Genomic DNA, 6,232 nt, shown 5'->3' with positions numbered 1-6,232 from the left:
TCGTCGACCAGCTGGTGGCGTTGCTGCGCGACCCGCTGCGGGTGATGGGCCTGCTGGTGCATGAAGATGACGACAGCAACGAAGTGACCCGAACACTCGATGCGGCCAACGCCACCGCCGATGTCCTGACCGGCGCCGACCGCGATACGCGATTGAGGATGCTCGCCGCCCTCCTCCAACGCGCCGAACTCAGAGAGAACTCCATCATGGTACACCTCCGGCCCTCCGCGATTGACACCGGGGAGGTAACCCGCGGCCAACAGATTCTCGCCGAGGAGGAGAATGACGATGCAACTCTGGCCGTGGAACTGCCGGTGAAGCTTTCACGCAGAGGGACAGGCAGCCGCATCATCCTGACAGGCGGCGAACAGGAAGTCGGTGGGCCCGACGCAAACCTCATCCGCCTCATCGCTGACGCGCATCGCTGGAACCGGATGCTGGCGGAAGGCGAGGTCGCTTCACTTCGGGAGCTTGCCAGGCGCGAACGGCTCGATAGCAGTGACGTCAGCAGGGCGCTCAACCTCGCCTGTCTCGCACCCGACATCATTGAGGCTATCCTCGATGGGCGTCAGCCAGTGGGTCTGACGGCGAAGCAACTCAAGCGGATGAACGAACTGCCGCTCGAATGGCAGGCGCAACGCAAGGTGCTTGGCTTCCCGGCCTGACCGCCTTATCGCTCAACCCTATCTGATGGTTTGGACCCCGAAATCGGCCCGAAGAGACGCGGGCGCATTTGGCGGGGAATCGTCTCTCGTTTGACGTCTCCCGGGACGCTCTTCAGCGCGGCGAGCCCCGCAAAGCCGGGCAATCCGCCGGTCTCCGGCGGGACGCTGTGTGGACGTGGGTTCGCGGGAGACGGGGTGGTGGTGTCGGCAGTCCCGACCCAGCCAGTCTCTTGCATCGAATTCCCTGATAAGGCCGGAAAAACAGGGAATTTTGTCGAATTTACAGGGAATCGGGGACCGCTGGGCGTCCATTTATCCAGCCATGACAGGGTGTTAGGTGTAGAATTCCCTACGCACTGGAACAGGGAATTTTTTGAGCCGAACAGGGAATTTGAAACGCCGATCAGGGAATTCCGGTAAGCGCCGATGACCACCGCGCTACCCAGCTACACCACGTCCGAGGACGTCACCGAAACTTGTCGCCCTCAGCGGCCGCCTCGGCCGGTCAAATTTTACCTGACAGCGTCCCGGCCGACCTTCTATTGCGCTGAGGGCGTGTGCGCCGGCGATGGTCGCAAACCCGGAAGATCGATAGGATCGCCAGAACGACGGGGGACATACTGGTGGCCAGCGAAACCGAACTGCTCGAAAAGCTGGAGAAGATCGAGGCGCTCTTCGCGGGCGCCACGACCCCCGGCGAGAAGGCCGCGGCCGATGCGGCAGCGGACCGTATCCGGGCCCGGCTCAAGCAGACGGAACGTCGGGAGAAAGCCGCCGAGATCAGGTTCAGCCTGCCCGACCCATGGTCGCGTCAACTTTTCTGTGCGCTTTGCCGGCGCTACGGCCTCCGGCCGTACCGCTACCGTCGCATGCAACGGCAGAGCATCGTCGTGCGGGCACCATCGAGCTTCGTCGATGAGGTGCTGTTGCCCGAATTCCAACAACTCAACGAGGCGCTCACCACATACCTGGCCGAAATCACCGACACGGTGATCCGAACCGCAATCCACGGTGAGACCAGCGAGGCCGAGGTCGTCGCCGAGCGGCCTCAGGTCGGTCGGTGACCACGTACGGCACCCGGGAAGTGCTCGCCGGCCTCGTCGAGCGTGTCACATTCCACAGCCTCGAGAGCGGTTTTTGCGTTCTGCGGGTGAAGGCACGCGGTCACCGTGACCTGATCACGACGGTCGGCCACGCGGCGTCGATCTCGGCCGGCGAATGGGTGACCGCGTCCGGCGAATGGGTCAACGACCGCATCCACGGTCCGCAGTTCAAGGCGCGGTTCCTGAAGACCTCGGCGCCATCGTCGCTCGAAGGCATCGAGAAATACCTCGGCTCCGGCATGATCCGAGGCATCGGACCAGTCTACGCCAAGCGGATGGTCAGGCAATTCGGCAAGGACGTCTTCGACATCATCGAGGCGGCGCCCGAGCGGCTCAGGGAAATCGACGGCATCGGGCCGAAGCGGGCCGACAGGATCACCTCGGCCTGGGCGGACCAGAAGGTCATCCGGGAGATCATGGTGTTTCTGCACAGCCATGGTGTCGGGACCGCCCGAGCGGTACGCATCTTCAAGACCTATGGCACGGACGCGGTCCAGGTCATGAGCGAGAACCCTTATCGTCTGGCCAGAGATATCCGCGGTATCGGGTTCCGGACCGCGGACATGATCGCGGAGAAGCTCGGGATCGAGAAGACCGCGATGATCCGCGTGCGGGCCGGAATCTCCTACGCGCTGACCGAGGCGATGAGTGACGGCCATTGCGGCCTGCCGATGGACGAACTGGTCCCGCTGGCCTTCAAGCTGCTGGAGGTGCCGGACACGCTGATCCAGACCGCGATCGATCTGGAAATGACCGAAGGCACGATCACGGCCGATACGGTTGCAGGGACGGCGTGTGTCTTTCTGAGCGGGCTTTATCACGCGGAGCGCGCCATCGCTGATCGGCTCCGCTGCCTGAACGCCGGGTCCATGCCATGGCCGGAACTCGATGCCGAGAAGGCGCTGCCGTGGATCGAAATGAAGACGGGCCTCACCCTTGCGCAGAGCCAGGCCGAGGCCATCCGCCTCGCCCTTCGCTCGAAGGTGATGGTGATCACCGGTGGCCCGGGCGTCGGCAAGACCACGATCGTCAACTCGATCCTGCAGATCCTGAGCGCAAAGGCGGTGCGGCTCCTGCTCTGCGCACCGACCGGGCGGGCCGCAAAGCGGATGAAAGAGGCCACCGGCATGGATGCCCGGACCATCCATCGCCTGCTGGAGATCGACCCGAAGTCCTTCGGCTTCAAGCGCAACGAGGACAACCCGCTGCAATGCGATCTGCTGGTTGTCGATGAAAGTTCGATGGTCGATGTCTCGCTGATGCAATCGCTGCTGAAGGCGGTCCCGGATAGCGCCGCCCTTCTGATCGTCGGCGATATTGACCAGCTGCCATCCGTGGGGCCGGGTCAGGTCCTGGCCGACATCATCGGCTCGGGGAAAATTCCGGTCATGCGGCTGACGGAGGTGTTCCGCCAGGCGGCCCGCAGCAAGATCATCACGAGCGCGCACCGGATAAACCAGGGTCAGATACCGGACCTCACCCGACCAGCCGGCGAGAGCGATTTCTACTTCGTCGCCGCCGAAGATCCGGAGCAGGCCGTCGCGCGCATCCTGGAATTGGTGAAGTCCCGGATCCCGAAGCGCTTCGGGCTGGATCCCATCCGGGACATTCAGGTGCTCTGTCCGATGAACCGCGGCGGTGTCGGCGCCCGCTCGCTGAACGTCGAACTGCAGGCCGCACTCAATCCCTCCGGCGACAACAGGATCGAACGCTTCGGTTGGACATTCGCACCCGACGACAAGGTCATGCAGATCCAGAACGACTACGACAAGGAGGTCTACAACGGCGACATCGGCTACGTGGACGGGCTGGACGCAGACGAAGGCGAGTTGGTCGTCGATTTCGATGGCCGTGCGGTCAGCTATGTCTTCGGCGAGCTCGACACGCTGGTGCCGGCCTATGCCGCGACGATCCACAAGAGCCAGGGGTCGGAGTATCCCGCGGTCGTCATCCCGCTGCTGACCCAGCATTACGCGATGTTGCAGCGTAATCTGCTCTACACGGGGATCACCCGCGGCAAGCAGCTCGTCGTGCTTGTCGGCCAGCGGAAGGCCGTAGCCATCGCGGTGAAGAACGTGTCCGGCCGGCGACGGTGGTCGAAGCTGGACGAATGGCTGGTTGGAGAGTGTAGCGCGTGATCGAGTTCAAGAAGATACCAGATGATCACCCGGCGCTTTCCCATTCGCCGATGGTTCGAGGACTCGTAAAGACCTGCGACTACATCGCCGAACATGGCGGCATCGGCCTGACGCCATCGAAGGCCTTCAATCGCAAATTCGTTGAGTGGGCGGCGGGCGAGTTCGACTGGCCGGGCTATACCGAGGCCGATCTCTACGCGATCAACAAGGTCCTGAACGAGATCGACTTCCCACCGCTCAAGCTGCTGCACGGACTGATGAATTTGATGAAGCTCGGCCGGCACTACAAAGGCCAGTTCAGGCTGACCAGATCGGGTCAGGCGCTGGTCGGCCACCCCGGTCAGATCTTCGGCACCGTCGTCCCGTTCTTCGTCTTCCGAGTGAACCATGCCAGCTTATCGCGGTTCGAAGACGAGCCGATCCTTGGCAACTGGGACATCTTCCTCAACGTGCTGAACGTCGAGACCGAGGATGGCGCCAGGGGCGCGGATCTTCGCCGCGTGTTCTATGGCGAGCCCGGTTCTGGCTACGACAAGATGATGGGCCGGCTCTACGCCGAGGTCCTGAGGCCGCTCTGCTGGGCGGGTCTTCTGAAGAAGGAAGAGAGCGCAACCCGGTACCGCACCGAGGAGGCGCTGTTTCTCAAGACACCGCTGTGGAAGGTCGCGCTGGCACTCGATATCGATGGCGGGCATTGCCATGGGTGAACGGCCGGTCGAAACAGGGGCCTGTTCACCTCCCAAGCTGGCAAAACAGCGACTTATGTGATTTACTTGCCTTCAGTGGAAAGGCTGGCCCGACGCAGTCTTTCCAGATTGCCACCCGCGGCGAACTCGTGATGTCCGCCGCGCATTCGTCGGAGTCCGATCATGCCTTTGCTGAATATCAACCGCCCGGATGGTTTCAACGTACTCCTCGGTAGGATGCTCTATCCGGACGAGCAGCCGGATGAAACCAGGCGCGCCGCGGATTGCGCAAGCTTCTACACGTCGGCCGCAATCTCTGCCTATCCGGGACGGGTTGAGGAGATTTGGTACGAGGGGCTGTCGGGGAAGCATAGTGCGATCAACGCCGGACTCGACGATCTGCCGACGAGATTGCGGCGCGGCACGGGCGCCGGCGCGACACTCAGAATGCTTTTCGCGCTTCACTGTTCGGAGCCTCAAAAAGCATCCTGGAACGCGGCCGCTGACCTGGTCGAGGAATATGCAACCGATCCCGACTTTCCGAGGGACAAGACCACGCTGCGCAAATGCGTGAAGCAGTTCGAGCCTGTGCTTCATTTCTGGGGCGCGCTCTGGATACGAGAGGGCGGCATTCGTGCTGATTTCGAGAACCAGGGACTGGCCGTTGATGACTTCCGGCGTTTTCTGACCACGGCCGAGATCCTTCGGCAGTGGGGACAGGCCAATCAGTCCAGGCGAGAGCCTGACAAACCATTCCTGCCCGCAGACATGTGGACGGTCCCGCAGGAACTACTGATGCTGGGATCGCCCGAAGGGCCAGAAGAGGTAAAGCTTCATGCGCTCACTCTGGACGAGGCGTTCCTCAAACCCCGCAAAAAGCCCGGCCGGCCAAGGGTTGTGTAAATCGCCAGTCATCTACTTTGTAGTTTGATTCTTCGTCATTTATCCGGGTTCGGATAGGGCCTAGGCCATTCTTCATCACGCATCTGATGAAGGAAAACGGCCATGTCGAAGCGATATCATCGCAAAACCCGCTCACCCCGCTCCGCCGTTTGCACCCAGGCCATCGAACGCCGGCTGGGTCCGCTTGAAATCCAGGATGTGGCGATCGGCGAACTGAGGCCGAACCCGCGCAACGCCAAGATCCACTCGGCGAAGCAGGTCGGGCAGATCGCGGCAAGCATCCGGGAGTTCGGGTTCTGCAACCCGATCCTGGTCGACGAGGACAGCCGGATCATTGCCGGGCATGGGCGTCTCGAGGCGGCCCGGCTGCTGCAGATGGCCAGGGTACCGGTCATTCGGCTCGCCGGGCTCAGCGCGGCGCAGAAGACGGCGCTCGCGATCGCCGACAACCGCATCGCGGAGAACGCGGGCTGGGACCCCGAACTGCTCGCCCTGGAGATCGAGAGCCTGGTCGACACCGAGATCGACCTGACGGTGACCGGCTTCGAGATGGGCGAGATCGACCTGGTTCTCCAGGTGGGGGAGGACGGCCCTGCCCTCGACGGCGACGACGAGATCCCTGAAGCGGACGCCGATGCACCGGCCGTCACCCGACCGGGCGATCTCTGGCTGATCGGCAATCATCGTCTGCTCTGCGGCGATGCCCGTGACCCGGCCGCCTATGGGCGGCTGCTCGA

General features: G+C 62.7%; 5 protein-coding genes and 1 pseudogene. All 6 read left to right on the top strand.

Annotated features, from left to right (window positions below; genetic code table 11):
- Positions 1-665: pseudogene (locus CWC60_RS23795) on the top strand (hypothetical protein); the annotation flags it as partial.
- A 623-nt stretch (positions 666-1,288) separates the two neighbouring features.
- On the top strand, positions 1,289-1,729 hold the full coding sequence (locus CWC60_RS20735) for a hypothetical protein (protein WP_109795841.1): 441 nt from the start codon (positions 1,289-1,291) through the stop codon (positions 1,727-1,729).
- On the top strand, positions 1,726-3,906 hold the full coding sequence (recD2, locus tag CWC60_RS20730; RefSeq protein ID WP_109795840.1) for an SF1B family DNA helicase RecD2: 2,181 nt from the start codon (positions 1,726-1,728) through the stop codon (positions 3,904-3,906). Before CWC60_RS20735 ends, recD2 begins: the two co-directional genes overlap by 4 nt.
- Positions 3,903-4,613 carry a hypothetical protein gene (locus CWC60_RS20725; protein ID WP_109795839.1) on the top strand — a complete coding sequence of 237 codons (711 nt, stop codon included), beginning with the start codon at positions 3,903-3,905 and terminating at the stop codon, positions 4,611-4,613. The genes recD2 and CWC60_RS20725 overlap by 4 nt, the downstream gene beginning before the upstream one ends.
- 162 nt (positions 4,614-4,775) lie before the next feature.
- The gene (locus CWC60_RS20720) at positions 4,776-5,495 is read left to right on the top strand and encodes a hypothetical protein (protein ID WP_109795838.1); all 720 of its coding nucleotides are present in this window, start codon (positions 4,776-4,778) and stop codon (positions 5,493-5,495) included.
- Between the two features lie 102 nt (positions 5,496-5,597).
- Positions 5,598-6,232: ParB/Srx family N-terminal domain-containing protein (locus CWC60_RS20715; RefSeq protein WP_164516668.1), on the top strand; the 635-nt coding region annotated here is incomplete at its 3' end.

Source organism: Minwuia thermotolerans, assembly GCF_002924445.1.
Lineage (GTDB): Bacteria > Pseudomonadota > Alphaproteobacteria > Minwuiales > Minwuiaceae > Minwuia > Minwuia thermotolerans.
The sequence above is the reverse complement of the archived record's forward strand: the minus strand, read 5'-3'. Positions and strand labels throughout refer to the sequence as shown.